General features: G+C 38.8%; 13 protein-coding genes. 3 read left to right on the top strand and 10 right to left on the bottom strand.

Annotation, left to right across the window (positions count from 1 at the left end):
* The first annotated feature begins 1 nt into the window (after position 1).
* Together DTW91_RS04245 and DTW91_RS04250 are read left to right on the top strand one after the other, a co-directional pair.
* The gene (locus DTW91_RS04245) at positions 2-580 is read left to right on the top strand and encodes a hypothetical protein (RefSeq protein WP_125202172.1); all 579 of its coding nucleotides are present in this window, start codon (positions 2-4) and stop codon (positions 578-580) included.
* Positions 581-608: 28 nt separating this feature from the next.
* Positions 609-1,382 carry a succinate dehydrogenase/fumarate reductase iron-sulfur subunit gene (locus DTW91_RS04250; protein ID WP_125202173.1) on the top strand — a complete coding sequence of 258 codons (774 nt, stop codon included), beginning with the start codon at positions 609-611 and terminating at the stop codon, positions 1,380-1,382.
* A gap of 172 nt (positions 1,383-1,554) precedes the next feature.
* Here the strand turns inward: DTW91_RS04250 and DTW91_RS04255 are convergent, their stop codons facing one another.
* On the bottom strand, positions 1,555-3,393 hold the full coding sequence (locus DTW91_RS04255; protein WP_125202174.1) for an ABC transporter ATP-binding protein: 1,839 nt from the start codon (positions 3,391-3,393) through the stop codon (positions 1,555-1,557).
* A gap of 216 nt (positions 3,394-3,609) precedes the next feature.
* Positions 3,610-3,999, bottom strand: a complete 390-nt coding sequence (locus DTW91_RS04260; protein WP_125202175.1) for a DUF4293 family protein — start codon at positions 3,997-3,999, stop codon at positions 3,610-3,612.
* Positions 4,000-4,173: 174 nt separating this feature from the next.
* On the opposite strand from DTW91_RS04260, the gene rho reads away from it, so the two are divergent.
* Positions 4,174-5,931, top strand: a complete 1,758-nt coding sequence (rho, locus tag DTW91_RS04265) for a transcription termination factor Rho (protein ID WP_125202176.1) — start codon at positions 4,174-4,176, stop codon at positions 5,929-5,931.
* A 154-nt stretch (positions 5,932-6,085) separates the two neighbouring features.
* Here the strand turns inward: rho and DTW91_RS04270 are convergent, their stop codons facing one another.
* From DTW91_RS04270 to DTW91_RS04300, 8 genes are all read right to left on the bottom strand, one after another.
* Positions 6,086-6,379: a GNAT family N-acetyltransferase gene (locus tag DTW91_RS04270; protein WP_125202177.1), complete on the bottom strand. Its 294-nt coding sequence runs from the start codon at positions 6,377-6,379 to the stop codon at positions 6,086-6,088.
* Between the two features lie 117 nt (positions 6,380-6,496).
* Entirely contained in the window at positions 6,497-7,021 is a 525-nt protein-coding gene (locus DTW91_RS04275; RefSeq protein WP_125202178.1) for a hypothetical protein, read from the bottom strand.
* 6 nt (positions 7,022-7,027) lie between these two features.
* Positions 7,028-7,153, bottom strand: a complete 126-nt coding sequence (locus DTW91_RS13050) for a transposase (protein ID WP_410493722.1) — start codon at positions 7,151-7,153, stop codon at positions 7,028-7,030.
* Positions 7,154-7,300: 147 nt separating this feature from the next.
* Positions 7,301-7,684, bottom strand: a complete 384-nt coding sequence (locus DTW91_RS04280) for a hypothetical protein (protein ID WP_125202179.1) — start codon at positions 7,682-7,684, stop codon at positions 7,301-7,303.
* 2 nt (positions 7,685-7,686) lie between these two features.
* Complete coding sequence (locus DTW91_RS04285) at positions 7,687-8,814, bottom strand: RHS repeat domain-containing protein (RefSeq protein WP_125202180.1); 1,128 nt, start codon at positions 8,812-8,814, stop codon at positions 7,687-7,689.
* A 392-nt stretch (positions 8,815-9,206) separates the two neighbouring features.
* The gene (locus DTW91_RS04290) at positions 9,207-10,286 is read right to left on the bottom strand and encodes a DUF3238 domain-containing protein (RefSeq protein WP_125202181.1); all 1,080 of its coding nucleotides are present in this window, start codon (positions 10,284-10,286) and stop codon (positions 9,207-9,209) included.
* A gap of 435 nt (positions 10,287-10,721) precedes the next feature.
* Positions 10,722-14,318, bottom strand: a complete 3,597-nt coding sequence (locus tag DTW91_RS04295) for a DUF6443 domain-containing protein (protein WP_125202182.1) — start codon at positions 14,316-14,318, stop codon at positions 10,722-10,724.
* 12 nt (positions 14,319-14,330) lie between these two features.
* The gene (locus tag DTW91_RS04300; RefSeq protein ID WP_125202183.1) at positions 14,331-16,598 is read right to left on the bottom strand and encodes a hypothetical protein; all 2,268 of its coding nucleotides are present in this window, start codon (positions 16,596-16,598) and stop codon (positions 14,331-14,333) included.
* Positions 16,599-16,817 lie beyond the last annotated feature (219 nt).

A 16,817-nucleotide genomic window follows, 5' to 3' on the forward strand; every position in this document is an offset into this window, starting at 1 on the left:
AATGAAAATATCAAATAAATTATTTCTATTACTGGTCTTGATGTTTAATTTTTCGACCGCTTATTCGCAGAAAATCACAACACAAGAAATTGACAAACCAAGAGATGGTAAATCTTTGGTTTACATCTTGAGAACTGGTGCAGGCCCGCTGTTGAATTTTAGAATCTACGACAAGGATAGATTTTTAGGAGCGCTTTCTGGCTTTAAATATATGGTTTATGAATGTGATCCTGGTGCTCATGTTTTTTGGGCAACTTCTGAAAACAGAGACTTTGTAGAGGCCAACTTAGAACCCAATGCGGTTTATGTCTTGAACGCCGAAGGACAGATGGGTGCTTTTATTGCGCAAGTGAGTCTTAATCCTCTGAATCCAAACGAATTTCGAGATAAGAGAACCTTCTACCAAGTAGTAAAAGGAGCAAAAAAACAAATCTACGTACCTGCTACCGATGATAAAACAGAAAATATTAAAAGTGGCTTGGAAAAATATCAATCTTTAAAAACTTCTAATTCTAAGAAGATAAAAGTTTTGACAGCAGATATGAAGTTCCAAAATGCAGATAAACCAGCAAAAAATTAGATAATCTCCATTCAAAAATATATACATAATGAGTGCAAAAAAAGGCATAAATCTTACGCTGAAAATTTGGAGACAAAAAAACAACAAAACGAAAGGCCAATTCGAAACTTATAAAATATCTGATGTTTCTACGGATTCTTCTTTCCTAGAGATGTTGGATGTCCTGAACGAGCAGTTGATCAACGACGGCAAGGATCCCGTGGCCTTCGATCACGATTGCCGCGAAGGAATCTGCGGCATGTGCTCGCTCTACATCAACGGCAGAGCGCACGGCCCGGATACTGGGATCACCACCTGCCAACTGCACATGCGTCATTTCAAAGATGGCGAAACCATCCATATCGAACCGTGGAGAAGCGCCGCCTTCCCCGTCATCAAAGATTTGGTGGTCGATAGATCTGCATTCGACAGAATTATGGCTGCAGGCGGATTTGTCTCTGTCAATACTTCGGGAAATACGTTGGATGCCAATGCGATACCGATTCCAAAAGAAGATGCAGACAAAGCGATGGACGCCGCTGCGTGCATCAGTTGCGGCGCATGTGTTGCGACCTGCAAAAACGGATCTGCAATGTTATTCGTAGGTGCCAAGGTTTCGCAATTTGCTTTGTTGCCACAAGGCCGTGTGGAGGCCACCAGAAGGGTACTGAATATGGTAAAAGCGATGGATGAAGAAGGCTTCGGAAACTGCTCCAACACGGGCGCATGCGAGGTCGAATGTCCTAAAGGAATCTCTTTGGAAAACATTGCCAGAATGAATAGAGAGTATGCTGCTGCCGTTCTCAAGACTGCAAATCCATAAGTAATAAGAAATTTCTCCGAAACAGACCATTCAGGTTTTAATAGTCAAAAATAGCTGGTAAAATCTTTGGAAGGCCGATATAATTAAAGATAAAGAAAGTTTATTGAAGTTGATTTCAATAAACTTTTTTTGTATTTCGCTATCGCTCAAGTTTTTTTTAACTATTTAATCACTAATCGAAATTCTGCAGTTCAACCAATTTTCTGTACGTTCCGTTGCGCTCCATCAGTTCTTGGTGTGTACCCTGCTCTATGATATCCCCTTTTTCCATTACCACAATGTGATCTGCTTTCTGGATCGTCGATAACCTGTGGGCGATGATCAGTGAGGTGCGGTTTTCCATCATTTTTTCCAAGGCATCTTGAACGTATCGTTCAGACTCCGTATCCAATGCAGAAGTAGCTTCGTCTAAGATCATAATTGGTGGATTTTTCAGAACAGCTCGTGCGATGGAAACTCTTTGTTTTTGGCCGCCGGAAAGTTTGTTGCCGTCGTCACCGATGTTGGTGTGGTAACCTTCCGGCAACTGAATAATAAATTCGTGGGCGTTCGCAATCTTGGCAGCTTCTACGATTTGTTCGTCCGTTGCATCCGGATTTCCCATCAAAATATTGTTGTAAACAGTATCATTGAACAAGACAGATTCCTGAGTCACCATCCCGAGAAGCTTGCGGTAATCCGTCAGTTTTAGGTTTTTGATATTGTGACCGTCAATTAGGATTTCGCCTTCGGATACGTCGTAGAAGCGGGCTAGCAGATTGGCAATTGTGGTCTTTCCGCTTCCCGATTGTCCTACTAATGCGACGGTTTTTCCTTTTGGTATTATGATCGAGAATTTTTTGAGAATCAGATTGGTTTTGTCGTAATAGAACCCAATATTTTTAAATTCGATTTTATCTTTCAGTTCCGAAATTCTTGTGGGATTGGCCACTTCTTCCACTTTTAAATCATAATCCAAAACTTCCGAGACTCTTTCCAAACTTGCCATACCTCCTTGAATCGCCGAGACGGCGTTTGAAAGGCGCTTTGCGGGATCCAGCACCTGAAAAAATACGGCGATAAACGCGAGAAAAGTAGCGGGATCTTTGTTGGTGCCGTCTAGGATTTCTGTGCCTGCGTACCAAGTGATGAGCAGCATCGTCACAGATCCGAGAAATTCACTCATCGGAGAGGCGAGTTCCCGCCGCCGGCTCATGGAAATGGTGTGATGTTGCCACTTATTGGTGGTTTCATTGAATCTGTTTTTCAATATTCTATCGGCATTGAAAATCTTGATGACCTTTGCAGATTTCAAAGTCTCGTCTACCAAGGAGAAGAGGTTTCCCAATTCTTCCTGAGCGAATTTTGCCTGTCTTCGGAGGCTTTTTCCGATCCAAGAAATCACCCATCCCATAATGGGAAAAACGATTAGTGAGAACAAGGTGAGTTTTGGTGATAATAAAAATAAGGCCGTGATGGAGGAGATTATCATAAACGGCGAATTGACAATATCGACCAAGGATCCCATAATGCCGCTTTCTACCGCGCCAATATCATTGGAAATCCGAGACATCATATCGCCTTTTCGCTGTTCTGTGAAAAAGGCAACGGGCAACTTTAGGAATTTATCGTACATCGCTGTGCGAAGATCTTTCGTAATCCCAACTCTATAATTGACCAAAAAATAAGAACCAACATATCTGAAAATATTTCTGAGCAAAAAAGCGAAAGCCGTAATGCCACACAGAACAGCCAAAACTTGCACGCCACCGTACTCGTCTATATTGATCTGAATCTTGTAATAAGCCCAGTCCTTTACAAATCCGAAATAATCTGCAATTCTGCCATTCCAGACAGGGATTTTTGAAGTATCCACTCGTTCGACGGTTCCGAACATTACGCTGAGAATGGGCAACAATGTTCCGATAGAAAATATCTGCAAAAGAGAATAAAGGATGTTGAAAAGCATGCTTCCCCAAAGATATTTCTGATGAGGCTGGGCTAATCTTAGAATTCGGTGAAATGGTTTCATTAAAAAAAATTGAACTGCAAAATTACAGAAAAATAAAATAGTCCCTTGTGAAAACGATTAGAATTGAAAATTACCGGAGCGCAATATTTGATGACCTCCAACTCATAAAAATTATGGATATTTCGATTCCTTTGATAGATTAATTTCCGATACATTTCCAAAAAAAAACAGCCTCTATAAAGAAGCTGTTCTTACTCAAAAAAATCGTCGAAGGTTTTATCGAAGTCTGTCCACAGATTTTACGAGCCTCTCATCTTTCTTGATATACACATTTGCCAACAGCAAACATATCATCGCGATTACCGAGAAAACCGGCTCAATACCCTTCTCAGGAAATCTGATTCCTCCGGATAAATTTTGTAGCCAAAAAATCAAAAAACCAATCAACAAAGCGTTTATAAATATGCCGATGTTATTCAGCAAAATCTGCCTTTTGCGGTTTTTGAAACTGAAAATACTTAGCAATCCTAAAATGATTAACAAGACGGTCGCAATATTAATCGTCACTTTTCCTCCTATAATATCAAAATCCTGAGCGCTAAGATTGAGGAACAACGCACCCAAAACTGCCAACAACATCCAGATTGTCTGTATTCTTTGTAACATTTTTTCGATTAATCTCTTTCTTAGAAAGGGAACAAATTGTCTGCAAAAATAAAATAATTTTTGCTCAATTCAAAAATTAATGTAGATTTGCATTGTAATTACCTATTAAAAATGATAACCGCCTGGTTTTCATTCTTATCTTTTACAAAATAAATTTACTTTTTTACGCATTATATGTTTAATATTGAAACGCTACGGTCCAAATCCGATGAGGAATTGACCAAACTTTCTAAAGATTTAGGCGTCAATTTGGCAAAGAAAAGCTCCCCGGAAGAAACGGTTTTCGCCATTCTGGACTATCAGGCTTCCAACCCAAAAATCATTAAAGATTATCTAAACGCCAATCAGGAAAATATGAATAACACAATAGAAGAAAATTCTGAGGAAAAAGCTGTACCTGCTAAAAAACGAGGCAGAAAACCGGCAGAAAAACCTCGGCAAGAAGCGGAGCTCCCGGCCTCAGAAGCACTCCCCGCGGCGGCCGATACAGCGGCAACCGAGAACGCCACAAACACCAATCTGCCGCAGCCAAAGAGAAAGCCGAAAAGAGCAAGATCTACGGCCTCCGAAAATCAGGAAACCGTGCTCGCCAATACCATTACGGAAACGGCAGCCACGCCAGAACCCGCTCCCACAGCTGACGACAAACCGGCGGAACCAATCCCCCAGCAAAGACAGCAGCACAACAACCGTCAGCAGCAAAAGACCAACAACAGAGGTCAGCAAAAAACACAAAACCCAAACGCTTCCCAACAAAACAATCAAAAAGAAATATCCGAAAGCCAACAGGACAATTCCCCAAAAAAGGAATTCAACTTTGATGGATTGATTACCATAGAAGGCGTTTTGGAAATCCTGCCCGACAATTACGGATTCCTGCGTTCTTCGGATTTCAGTTATATCTCTTCTCCGGATGATGTGTACGTCTCTACCAACCAGATCAGAAATTATGGTTTGAAAACCGGCGACACCGTGAAAGGTTCCGTACGATTGCCAAAAGAAGGGGAAAAATATTTCTCTCTATTGAAACCAACGGAGGTTAACGGTCGGGATTTGGCTTTTATCAAAGATCGCGTAGCTTTCGAATACTTGACGCCGCTATTTCCTCAGGAAAAATTTAATCTCGCAGGGAAAGGTTCCACACTTTCTACCAGAATTGTCGATCTTTTTGCACCAATCGGGAAAGGCCAAAGAGCGATGATCGTGGCTCAACCAAAAACGGGTAAAACAATTTTGCTCAAAGATATTGCCAACGCGATCTCCGCCAACCATCCGGAAGCTTATATGATGGTACTTCTCATAGACGAACGTCCGGAGGAAGTGACGGATATGCAGCGAAGTGTCAATGCAGAAGTCATTGCCTCCACCTTTGACGAAGCCGCCGATAAGCACGTGAAAGTCGCCAATCTGGTACTCTCCAAAGCACAACGGATGGTAGAATGCGGTCACGATGTTGTGATTCTTTTGGACTCCATCACCCGATTGGCAAGAGCTTATAACACCGTGACACCGGCATCCGGGAAAATCCTTTCCGGCGGTGTGGATGCCAATGCGCTTCACAAACCGAAACGATTCTTCGGAGCGGCCAGAAAAATCGAAAATGGCGGATCGCTCACCATCATCGCAACCGCGTTGATCGATACAGGTTCCAAAATGGACGAAGTTATTTTTGAAGAATTCAAGGGAACGGGAAATATGGAATTGCAATTGGACAGAAAAATTGCCAACAAACGTATTTATCCCGCAATCGATTTGGTTTCATCCAGCACACGAAGAGACGATCTTCTGTTGGACGAGGCTACGATGCAGCGGATGTGGATTATGAGAAAATATCTGTCGGATATGAATCCGCTGGAAGCGATGGAATTTGTACAGAAACAAATCCAAGGCACCCGAAACAATGAGGAATTCCTGATGTCTATGAATAGGTAAATGCAATGTAAAATGTACAATGTATAATGTAAAGAGTACAATTTACTTTAAAATATAAAAATTCCGAATCGCGAATGATTCGGAATTTTTTTGGTAATGACATTTATATTGTACATCGTACTCTGTACATTGTACTTATTACGTTTTTGCAGACTTAAGAAACAAATACATCTTCAACATCTTTTTTTCTGCTGAGGACAGAATGGGCGTAGGAGCAGCGTGCTTTGATTGTCCATCCGTTTTTCCGTGCGAACTCTACCGATTTCTCCACGAGCTTTTTTCCGAAACCCTTCCCTTCAAACTTAGGGAAAACCATCACGTAACTTACAATCAATTTTTTCAGTTCAGGAACAATGGTGTAAGTAAGCCGTCCAATTTCCTCCACCTCATTTTTCAAAGAGATGTAGCCGCCGTTTCCGGACTTGTGATTTTCAAAGCAAAGATCCATAATGAGCTTGTTTTTATAAAAGAATTTATAGCTAAAATTATTCCAACTTTCAAATTATTCGTAAGGATTTTTTTTTATAAAAACTTCTGCTTTTGAGTGTTACTAAGAATGGGAAGATTACAAAACCTGCCCAAAAGGTTTCAAAAAGCTCATCCCGAAAGGATAATAATCGTTTCTGTCCTTTATTTCAAGAGCGCCTGCGCTGTTCTTTACATAACTTACTCTCACGTTTCCCAAGTGGTCTTTGTACTGGTAAATGTAACGAAAATTCTCATAATCGTAATAACCTTCTGCGGTCGGGAAGAAGGAAAGGATTATATTGTCTTCCAAAGGCGGGTTTCCTGTATCGACAAGGGCGATTTCCCTATCCTCATCCCAAGAGAAGGCTTCTTCCTCGCCTGCCTTGGATGCGGACATTGTTTCATCATCCGGCTCTTCCAGAGCTTGGCGTATCGGATCTGTGTTCGGGGTAGAATACTGGAAGCCGTCCAGATATTCGGTATTGATGGTGGTCGTACCCGAGGCGTTGCTGAGGACGAATTTCTTTTTAACTTTTACGCCGTCTGCCCTGTAAAAGTAATTGTATGCTGCGACCCAAACTCCAACAAAATTTTTACAACAACAACAATCAATTATTAACAAAAAACTCTACTTTTGAATGTGCATAAGTGAGGGAAGATTACATTCCCGGCAAATCTCGTTCACTGTTTTTCCCTGATTCTGTTCAGACAAAATCCTGATAATCTGAACTTCTGTAAACTTGCTGTTTTTCATATTCCCAAATTTAAAAACTATATTTATTTTCGTTCCTGTTTTTGGGGAAGATTACACAAGTAAATCGCTATACTTTAATAAAAATGTAGCCACACTATAAAACACAAAAACCTCGCATTTTGCGAGGTTTTTGTGTTTACAACCCTATCAGGATTTTATTTTTATAATCTTTTTCCAAGGAATAATAGATAAAATAAAAATTACACCGATTATTAAAAGCCTTCTTTTATCTCTTTTTAATCCATCCGGCTTATAAAAATAATCAAATTGTTCGTTGTAGCTAAGTTGTATTTCGGTTCCTATAGGATATTTTAAACATTCTTTATTTGCCAATCTTATATAATATATTTTCTTATTATATTTAATATGAACTGAAGAACTACCCTTAGAATTTCTACATCCTTGCTCAATAATTGTATGTGATTTCAGCATACTGGGATTTTCTAATTTTGAGTCTTGATAATAGAAAAACAAAGTATACAAAAAACCTAATACTGCACAAATTGTTATAATATATTGATTCTTATACATAATTATTCTCTTATTGTTTCTCCTTTTAATTCACCGACTGTAACTGTTGGTTTTTTAGTTTCTTCTGGCGTTTTTTTGAATAAATCAATATTCTGTAAGGCTTCAGCTCCTCCAGATTTATATGCATCATTTACAATTTTTACACCAGCATGAGCTTTTGTGTAATTTTCATAGGCTTTTTTGTTTTCAGCATATTTCCTGTTATTTCTAGCTCTTGTGCTTCGGCTTCTATTGGCATCATTCTGCATTCTATTTTTATAACGGGTCATCTTCTCTGCGCTAATATTCATCTTCCGAGCGAGTTTACTCTCAAGCTTATCTACATATTTTAATGGTATAAATTTACCTATACCAGCTTCAAGCAAACCACCAGTAAATGATTTCCAAATGTCAAATTCTCCTGTTTCCAATTGATTCGTAGCAGCACTTTCAACGGTACTTACTAAAACATCTACACCAAAATCTATAGTTTTTACTAAGGCTTGTTTTCCTATACCGCTTGTAGCAGCTTTGGTTAATGCGCTTATTCCTCCTGTTGCAAAACCTGAAACACCAGAAACAGCTAGTGACCAACCGCTAACATCTGTTAAAGAGGTTCTGAAATCTTTTCCATCTAAAAAATAGTTGACACCAACCTGCATTATATAATCAGAGAAAATACCTATTATAGCTCCTACAGGTCCAGGCATTTCTCCATCATTATCAACATATCCGATTGGGTCATTAACAACGTAAGAATAAGGTGTAATATATGGGAAATATTCTGCGGCTGGATCCACTACTCCCCATCTTCCAATATCCGGCATATAAAATCTCGCTCCAAAGTCATACATTCCCGTCTCCTGCAATTCCTTGCCGTTGTACTTATAATTATACGGGATCGCCATCGGATCATACAATGTTACCTGATTACTCTTTAAAAAACTCATCCCGAAAGGATAATAATCGTTTCTGTCCCTTATTTCAAGAGCGCCTGCGCTGTTACTTACATAAGATACCCGAACATTTCCAAGGTGGTCTTTGTACTGGTAAATATAGCGCATGTTTTCGTAATCGTAATAGCCTTCTGCCGTCGGGAAGAATGAAAGAAAAATATTGTCTGCTTGTGTATCTCCCGGAGCTACTATCATCGCTCTATCCAAATTCGCTGAGAAGGCTTCTTGCTCGCCTACCTTGGATTACACAACTATGTGATTATCAGATATAAATATGCGAATTTCTAATAACCAAATAAAATCCGCCTCAGTTGTGAGACGGATTCCTTGTAATTTATTTGATTTGTTTAAATAAACAATAAGAGTAAAAATATAAAGATAGATAGTAAACCTATAATTCCTTGTATTTTCCAAGATAAATTTTTTGCAAGAAAAGATATTATTATTAACAATACTCCTAATACGCAAATTAGAATGAAAAAATAAGTTGGCCAAGATTTCTCTAACATCATATTTATGTGTAAAACCATTCCGACTGCAAAGTAGAATAATCCTAAAACTTTTAATATTAAATTCTTCTTCATTATTTATTTGAATTTTTTTTCATCGGTTGGTTTCATAAATGCACTATTGCCTGCTTTATCTACGGTTTTCTCCATTGGTGGGAATAAAGCTGTTGGGCTATCTCCTGTTACAGTAGGACTACTGCCATAAATCAAATAGGAGTTATTTGTCTTTTCGTCTGTAATAAAAAATTCATACGCAGGAAATCCATCAGTTTTACCCTCAATACTGTAATTAAGCGAACCATTTTCCTGTTGAGTTATAGTAACATTTACATCATAGTTTATAGCAGGAGCTCCACTAACTAATTTATTAGATGCATCAACTTCCATATGGATTCTCGTTGAGCCGTCTTTTATTGTTCCAGGAGTATAAGTTGGAGTTGGTCCTGCTTTTGCTGATTCGGAGTGTTCTATTGCTTTGCCGTTTTTGTCAAAACCAGTAGAACTACTTGCTTTATTATTTAAAAGAGTAACTTTGTTATTGTCAAAATCAACTCTGACTTTTTGTTCGGTTCTATAAGAAGTTGAATTTACATTGTAAGAGTTTCTATTATCCCCTGCAAAAGATTTAGTATCTGTAAATGGTTTTGGATTAGAAAGAGTTTTTTGTGGAATGAAAGCACGTCCTGTAACAATATAAGGTTCTAAACCTTCTAACTCCCTTGCATCAATAACTCTATTTCCACTAAAAGCATAAGGAGTCCAAGTGTTGTATTTTTCACTGAGCGGATCAACATTAAAGAACCTTCCTACATCGGGCATATAATTTCTCCATTTGAAGGAGTAGAAGCCCGTCTCCTGCAATTCCTGTGACTGATACTTGTAGTTGTAAGGGATCGCCATCGGGTCGTACACAGAAACATTGCCATTATTTGTCAGAAAGCTCATCCCAAAAGGATAGTAATCATTTCTGTCCCTTATTTTAAGATCGCCTGCGCTGCTTTTTACATAAGATACCCGAACATTTCCAAGGTGGTCTTTGTACTGGTAAATATAACATTTATTCTCATAATCATAAAATCCTTCTGCCGTCGGGAAGAAAGAAAGAATCATATTGTCTGCTTGCGTATCTCCCGGAGCTACTATAATCGCTCTATCCATATCCGCTGAGAAGGCTTCTTGCTCGCCTGCCTTGGATTACACAACTATCTGATTATCAGATATAAATATACAAATTCCTGCATTAATATCCAAATAAAATCCGCCTCAGTTGTGAGACGGATTCTTTTTATCTACCGGCACGAGCGAGACGCTCGCGCCAGTAGGGGGATACCTTAAATATTTATGTCATATTAAAAATGTAGCCATAAAGTATCCAATACATAAAAATCAATATTGCTAAATTTATACACAAAACTATTGTCATAAATCTGACACTTTTATTCATAGATACTAAAATTAAAATCACTTGAATAAAAAGTAAAATAGCGAATAAAAATGTAGAAACTGGACCTGCTATAAAGTTCCCCCGTGATATTGTATTAACTAATATTATGGGAAACAAACACAGTATAAAGACTATTATATTGAGTGTTTTTAATTTTTTACTCCTTGTTGTTGTAGCCATTGTACTATTGTTTGCATTAATTTATCGGCTTGGTTTCCAGGTCTTGCCGCATCAAAATGGTGTGCGTCATCTCCTTGCACAATTGCATCTTTACCACCTTTAAGAAATTGTAAAATATCTTTTGGATTACTAATCAAATCTCCTTTTAAATCATAACGGGTAACATTTTTAATATTCTTGTTTCCCTGCAACTGCTTCATTAAATCAGACTTGTCAGAAATCGGACTTCCTATTAAGACCAAATTATCAATAACCTGTCCCGAATCTGCCAATCTTAATGCCGATTGTGCCTGTAAAACACTTCCGTAAGAATAGCCAACTAAATTAAATTGCTCTCCTTCTTTTAAAGGATTGTCTTTTAATTGTTGTTGATACATACTAACAGTAGCATCAATCATATCATCCTGAACAGGACGTTGCTCATTGGTAGCAACCATAGAAGGAGCCAATCCTCCAATCATATAACCAGAATTTGGAGATCTCATTACTTGCTCGTAACCTGTATTTCTAAAATTTGCAGTAAACGCAACATCGGCATTTTTTCCTGCGGAAGCATTCACTCTCCAAAAATCGGTTATGCCATTTTGTGCAAAAGCTATTGCCCAACGGTTGATATAATTCCAACCGTCCTGATCGTTTCCTGCACCTCCAATAAAATAAACTCTTTTTCCATCAGGGTCAACTGCAACTGTAGGACGGTTAAGAACATAAGTATAAGTACTAGTAGAAAAATATTTCTCACTTAACTTGTCAATTGTATTCCATCTCCCGATATCCGGCATATAAAATCTCGCCCCATAATCATACATCCCTGTTTCCTGCAACTCCTTACCGTTGTACTTGTAATTATAAGGAATCGCCATCGGGTCGTACACAGAAACATTGCCGTCATTCTTCAGAAAACTCATCCCAAAAGGATAGTAATCATTTCTGTCCCTTATTTCAAGATCGCCTGCGCTGCTTTTTACATAAGATACCCGAACATTTCCAAGGTGGTCTTTGTACTGGTAAATATACCGTTTATTTTCATAATCATAAAAACCTTCTGCCGTCGGGAAGAATGAAAGGATCATATTGTCTGCTTGCGTATCTCCCGGAGCTACTATAATCGCTCTATCCATATCCGCTGAGAAGGCTTCTTGCTCGCCTGCACTGGCTACTGCTATTGTGGTGTCATCCGGCTCTTCCAATGAACTCCTTATCGGTTCCGTGTTAGGCGTGGAGTACTGGAAGCCGTCCAGATACTCGGTATTGATGATTTTTGTTCCTGATGAGTTGGTGAGTACAAATTTCTTTTTAACTTTCACACCGTCTGCCCTGTAATAGTAATTCGTAACGTTGGCATTCTGGTTGATTTGCTTTGGCAGGTTCAGGAAATTGTAAGTAATCGCAGAGATTTTCTTATCCGGCATTGCTGTGGTGTTACCGTTTGCATCGTAGGTCATCTCTTGTCCGCCGCCTTCGTAGCCGGAAATATTGTTTTTCGTATCGTCAATCGAAATCAAACGGTTGCTGCCATCAGAATTGGCATAATGGTACACAAGTCCGTCTATTTGGTTGGCAGTAACTTTTCCTTTGGTAAAGCGATTGAGGGTTTTGATATTTCCGTTGAGGTCATAAGTTAATATTTCATCATTGAGATGGCTTTCCGGCAATGTGGTTCCGGGATCTTGATAGTTACCTCTTAGTAATCTGTTCAGCCTGTCATATTGATATCCGTATCGTTTCAGGGACACATCTCTTGAGATCCAGTCTGTTTCCGCAATATTGCCGTTGTATCTTGCAGCGCCCAGGGAAGGGTTTTCGGGATCGTTGTAGCGGATATTATACCCGAACAGCTTTCCGTTGTTCAGAACATAAGATTCGTCTGCTGCATTGTAGGCTATATCTCCGCTGTTGATGCCCGTCAGCCAGCCCCGGATGTTGTACTTGTAATTAACTATCTGCAACGGATTATTGCCATTCTGATCACCTCCCACTTCTTTTTCTGTAAGTTGTCCGATCTCGTTGTACTTATTTTTGGCAAGTGTCACGGGGGCATCGGTGTTTACTTTGTGCGTATGCTTTGTAAGGCGGTTTTGATTGTCATAAGTGAAGTTTTCCTCAATGGTAGCGGTAATAACATTTGGATTATTCCTGCTGTGGTAGGTCATTGTTTTTTGGGGAACGCCTGTAAAGTCCAGCAGGCTTTCACTTTTTGTGAAGCCTCCCAGATGGTTATAGCTATACGCGCCTATGGGTCTTCCTTTCTGATCGTAGAAGGTGTAGTTCTTCGTCCATTTGTCATCCTCTATATTCTTTACAAAGGAAGCCGTAGGAAGGCTTTTTGTGCTGAGGTTTCCCGTTTGCGCCAATACCGGCTGCGAAAGGATGCTTGCAGGGATTGGCGGTGTGCCTGTGGGGTAGGTATCATAATAATTGACAGACAGGATGCTGTCTATAGAAGTGAAATAACCATTGGTATAATAAACGGTAATCCCGCTTTTTCCAAAGCCCGTGCTGTCTGGAGATTCCGTAATCACCAGATTATTGATCTGATTCTGCATACTAAGCCTGTCGCCGCCGGGGATGGTTCCGGTATAGATGACTCTCCCGAAGGTGTCGTATTTAGTGAAGAGCCATTTGTCCTGCAACCTCAGGTTGGCATCCTGGGAAAGGATTAATCGGTCTGCTTTATCATAGACCATATACTCCCAGCCTTTGCCGGGGATTTTTTTCTCTACCAACCTATTTCGTCCATCGTATCGGTATTGGTAGCATAATTCGTCCAAATCTGTTTGGGAAAGTATTGTTTTTGCAGCAGCCTCCGGCTGGATTACAAATGCTAACTGATTGTATTCATTGTACACATAATAAGTATCAGAATCTTTTGTGCCGTCATTTTTTTTTACCAAAAGGGTTTGTCCTTCTCCGTTTTTGAACTCAATGCTAGTATTGCCATCTTCATCGGTCACTGTGTTCTTGTAGAGCTGGGCAGCGCCGTAGTTTGTGGTCTGTGAGAGCACAGAACTGGTGGCGTTATTAGGCCAAGTGGTTGTAGTCACAAATTTTTTGACTTCTATGGCGGTATTGGTTTCATAGCCGAAGGTTACAGGCTTGCTGCTCCAGGCATTCCCCACTTGTACCTGTTGCTGGATTCTGTCCAATGGAGATGCTTCCAAAACTTTTTTTGAGTAAAATATAGTCTCCGATGGATACAAAGTGGGATATATGGGATTGGAAACCGGAGGATCAGATTGGGGATTCTGCTGATAGATTGCCCCATTGGAACTTCCGGATTGTGGCAAAGGAACATAATCCTGAACTTGTCTTCCAAATCCATCATAGATAATTGGAGTAACGACATCATTGCCTAAAGGAGATGCTTTGACATTCAAAACCTGTTTTGGTCTTCCCAATCCATCGAAATACTGTATGGTTTCCATAGCGGGTTTTTGAATAGTATCTGAACCTTTAGCAAGATAGGTTTTGGTATATACATAATTCTCCGTAGAGCTTGGAATGGTTTGTGAAAAACCGTTTACCGCTATACACAGTAAACCGATGGGTAGTATGTGTTTTCTCATTTATTTGTGTTTTTATGGTTTATAGTGGTATTCGTAGGATTTTAGGATGTTTCCGTTGACGTCCCTTATTTCTTGCAGCCTGTTGGCTGTATCATAAATATAGACCTCACGGATTCCTGATGGTGGGGTGATGCTTCTAACACCAATCAATGGATCATAAGTGAAAGTTGTCACCTGATAGCCAGATAATGCATTTCTGAATGTATCCAAAACGGCCAGAAAAGTGCTCTCATCATTGTTTACTCCTGCTGAGGCATCGGAGTCGGAGGCTGTAATAATATCTGTTGTTGCTGTTGCTAAGGAACTGACTTGTGCGTAAGTTGCGCCTTCAATTTTAGCTATCGGCTGGGTCTGGTTGTAGCCCCAGATGATTGCTGTCGGAACGCCTGACTTGGTGGTGTATTGCTGGAGGTTGCCTTTGGTGTCGTATTGATTGTAAGTAACCTCAATAGAGAGGTTTCCTGTGACCAGATCAAGCGATGATACGGATTTTGGAACTAAGAGATTTCCTGTCTGGGTATCGGGTAAAACATCGGGATAAATGGTTTCTGTTTTGGAAATGGTCTTACCGTTTTTCTTGGTTTCGGTTACTAATGGGATACCTACCATATTAGCAGCAATCATTAATTGCTTTCCCTTTTCGTGGGCATAACTGTAATCTGTTGTCTGATCGCTGCTGTCTGGAAAAGTGGTTTTCTGACTTGTTAATTGATAATGTGCTGGGTTGGTGTAGAAATATTCTGTCGTGGTGGTTAAGGGAACGCCACTCATATAATCTATCGTAGATTTTGAATTTAATGTTTCCCAAATTTCACCTTTGTAAGACTTCATTATTGACCACCATCGATCATCTGCTGGGATATGAATTCCTCCAGTACCATCGCCTTCCCCACATGCTGTCGAGTTGTTAAAACTTCCGTAAGAGGTACATCTTATCTCAAGCGTCTTTTTTGCAGTAAAAGCATTGTGCCTTTCATTTAAATAATTTTGGTTTAAGCCATAATTGTAGGAAATTGACTTAATTTTATCTAGATTATTAAAGAAAACTGTCTTGGATTCATTAATACTAGAAACCATTTCTATAAAATTCCCTGATGATGTATCATAATTCTGAATCGCGATGGGCGGGGCTATTTGATAAATATCAAAAAAGTGTTCTGTTCTCCCTTTGCTTACATTGTTATTGTCATAATCATATTCATTCACTTTACTGTATGCATAGAATTCGCCTAATGAATTTTTAAGGCTATTTCGTGTTCCGGAAGTCATCGTATAGTCTTTTGTATATGCGACATCCGCTACGCTGAGACCAGACTCACTCAACATCTGCACTTCAATATCCTTTTTGTCAAGCACTGATAATGGTTTACCATTAATATAAGAGCCATCTACATAATCATAACTTTTCTTACTGATCTGATTGTCATTAGAATCTTTGTTTATGATAGTTTTAACTCTCAGTCCTCCAGCTTCTATATAATCACCTGCATATGGCAAACTATTATAATAGGCAAAATTCACAATACTGGTCATACATTTTCTGTTGGACAACCGGATGTTATATGATTTATTAGCCTGAAGTTTTGCATACATTCTTACCTGAGAATTTGTATTAAAGAAATATTCGTTTCCTATTGCGAATGTCTTACCGGTACTTTCGGATATATTTCCAATATCAGAAACAGTATAAATAGTTAGAGGTTGACTGCCTTCATTTATACTAATAGCACTTTTATCATGTATTGCATCTAGTTGACAAATTTCTGAATCAGGATCAATATTTTCTTTACTATTATTATAACCTGTTATATAAAAATTCTGGTCGAAAGGAACAGTTACATTATTAACGTATGTTACAGGATTCATTGCACTATTTATATCAGGTAAAATCTGAATACTTAAACTTGTGTCATATGGTGGATAAACAGTCTCTCTCATATCTGTTCTATTTCCGTCATACTCAAATAATGTATAGCCCTTTGTTGGATAAATGATTTTCTTTAGCGATCCATTAGTAGCATAATTAATGTTGGGTCTTCTATTTCCAGTTACACTATGTATAAAATTATTAAATTCTTCAGGCGTCTGTTTTACTGTAGTATAATCCGGCAAAATATTATAATCTTTTAATGAATTGAATATAAAATTTGAATTGTTTGAACCGTTGTAGTATCCTAAAAGATCCTGAGAGAATGATAAACGATGTGGCATTTGATCAGGATTATAATACTCAAACCTGTAATCATTTATGATCGAATCATTTACATCTTCAAATTCCAATTTAGATAAGAATGGTCTTTTAATGGATTCTGAGTAAGTGTTAGATCCCTTATTTATAGATTGATAGTAATCATAATTAAATATAACTTTTTTGCTAATTATATTATTATAACCTGTTGTGCATTTAGAATAAATTCATTTTAATTTTGTTCAAACTTCTTTTGAAAACAAAGAAATTGAGATATTGAATCATTGTAAAAGATGTGATTTTGGAGGTAA

Origin of the sequence: Chryseobacterium sp. SC28 (assembly GCF_003932955.1) — a bacterium.
Classification (GTDB): Bacteria; Bacteroidota; Bacteroidia; order Flavobacteriales; family Weeksellaceae; genus Epilithonimonas.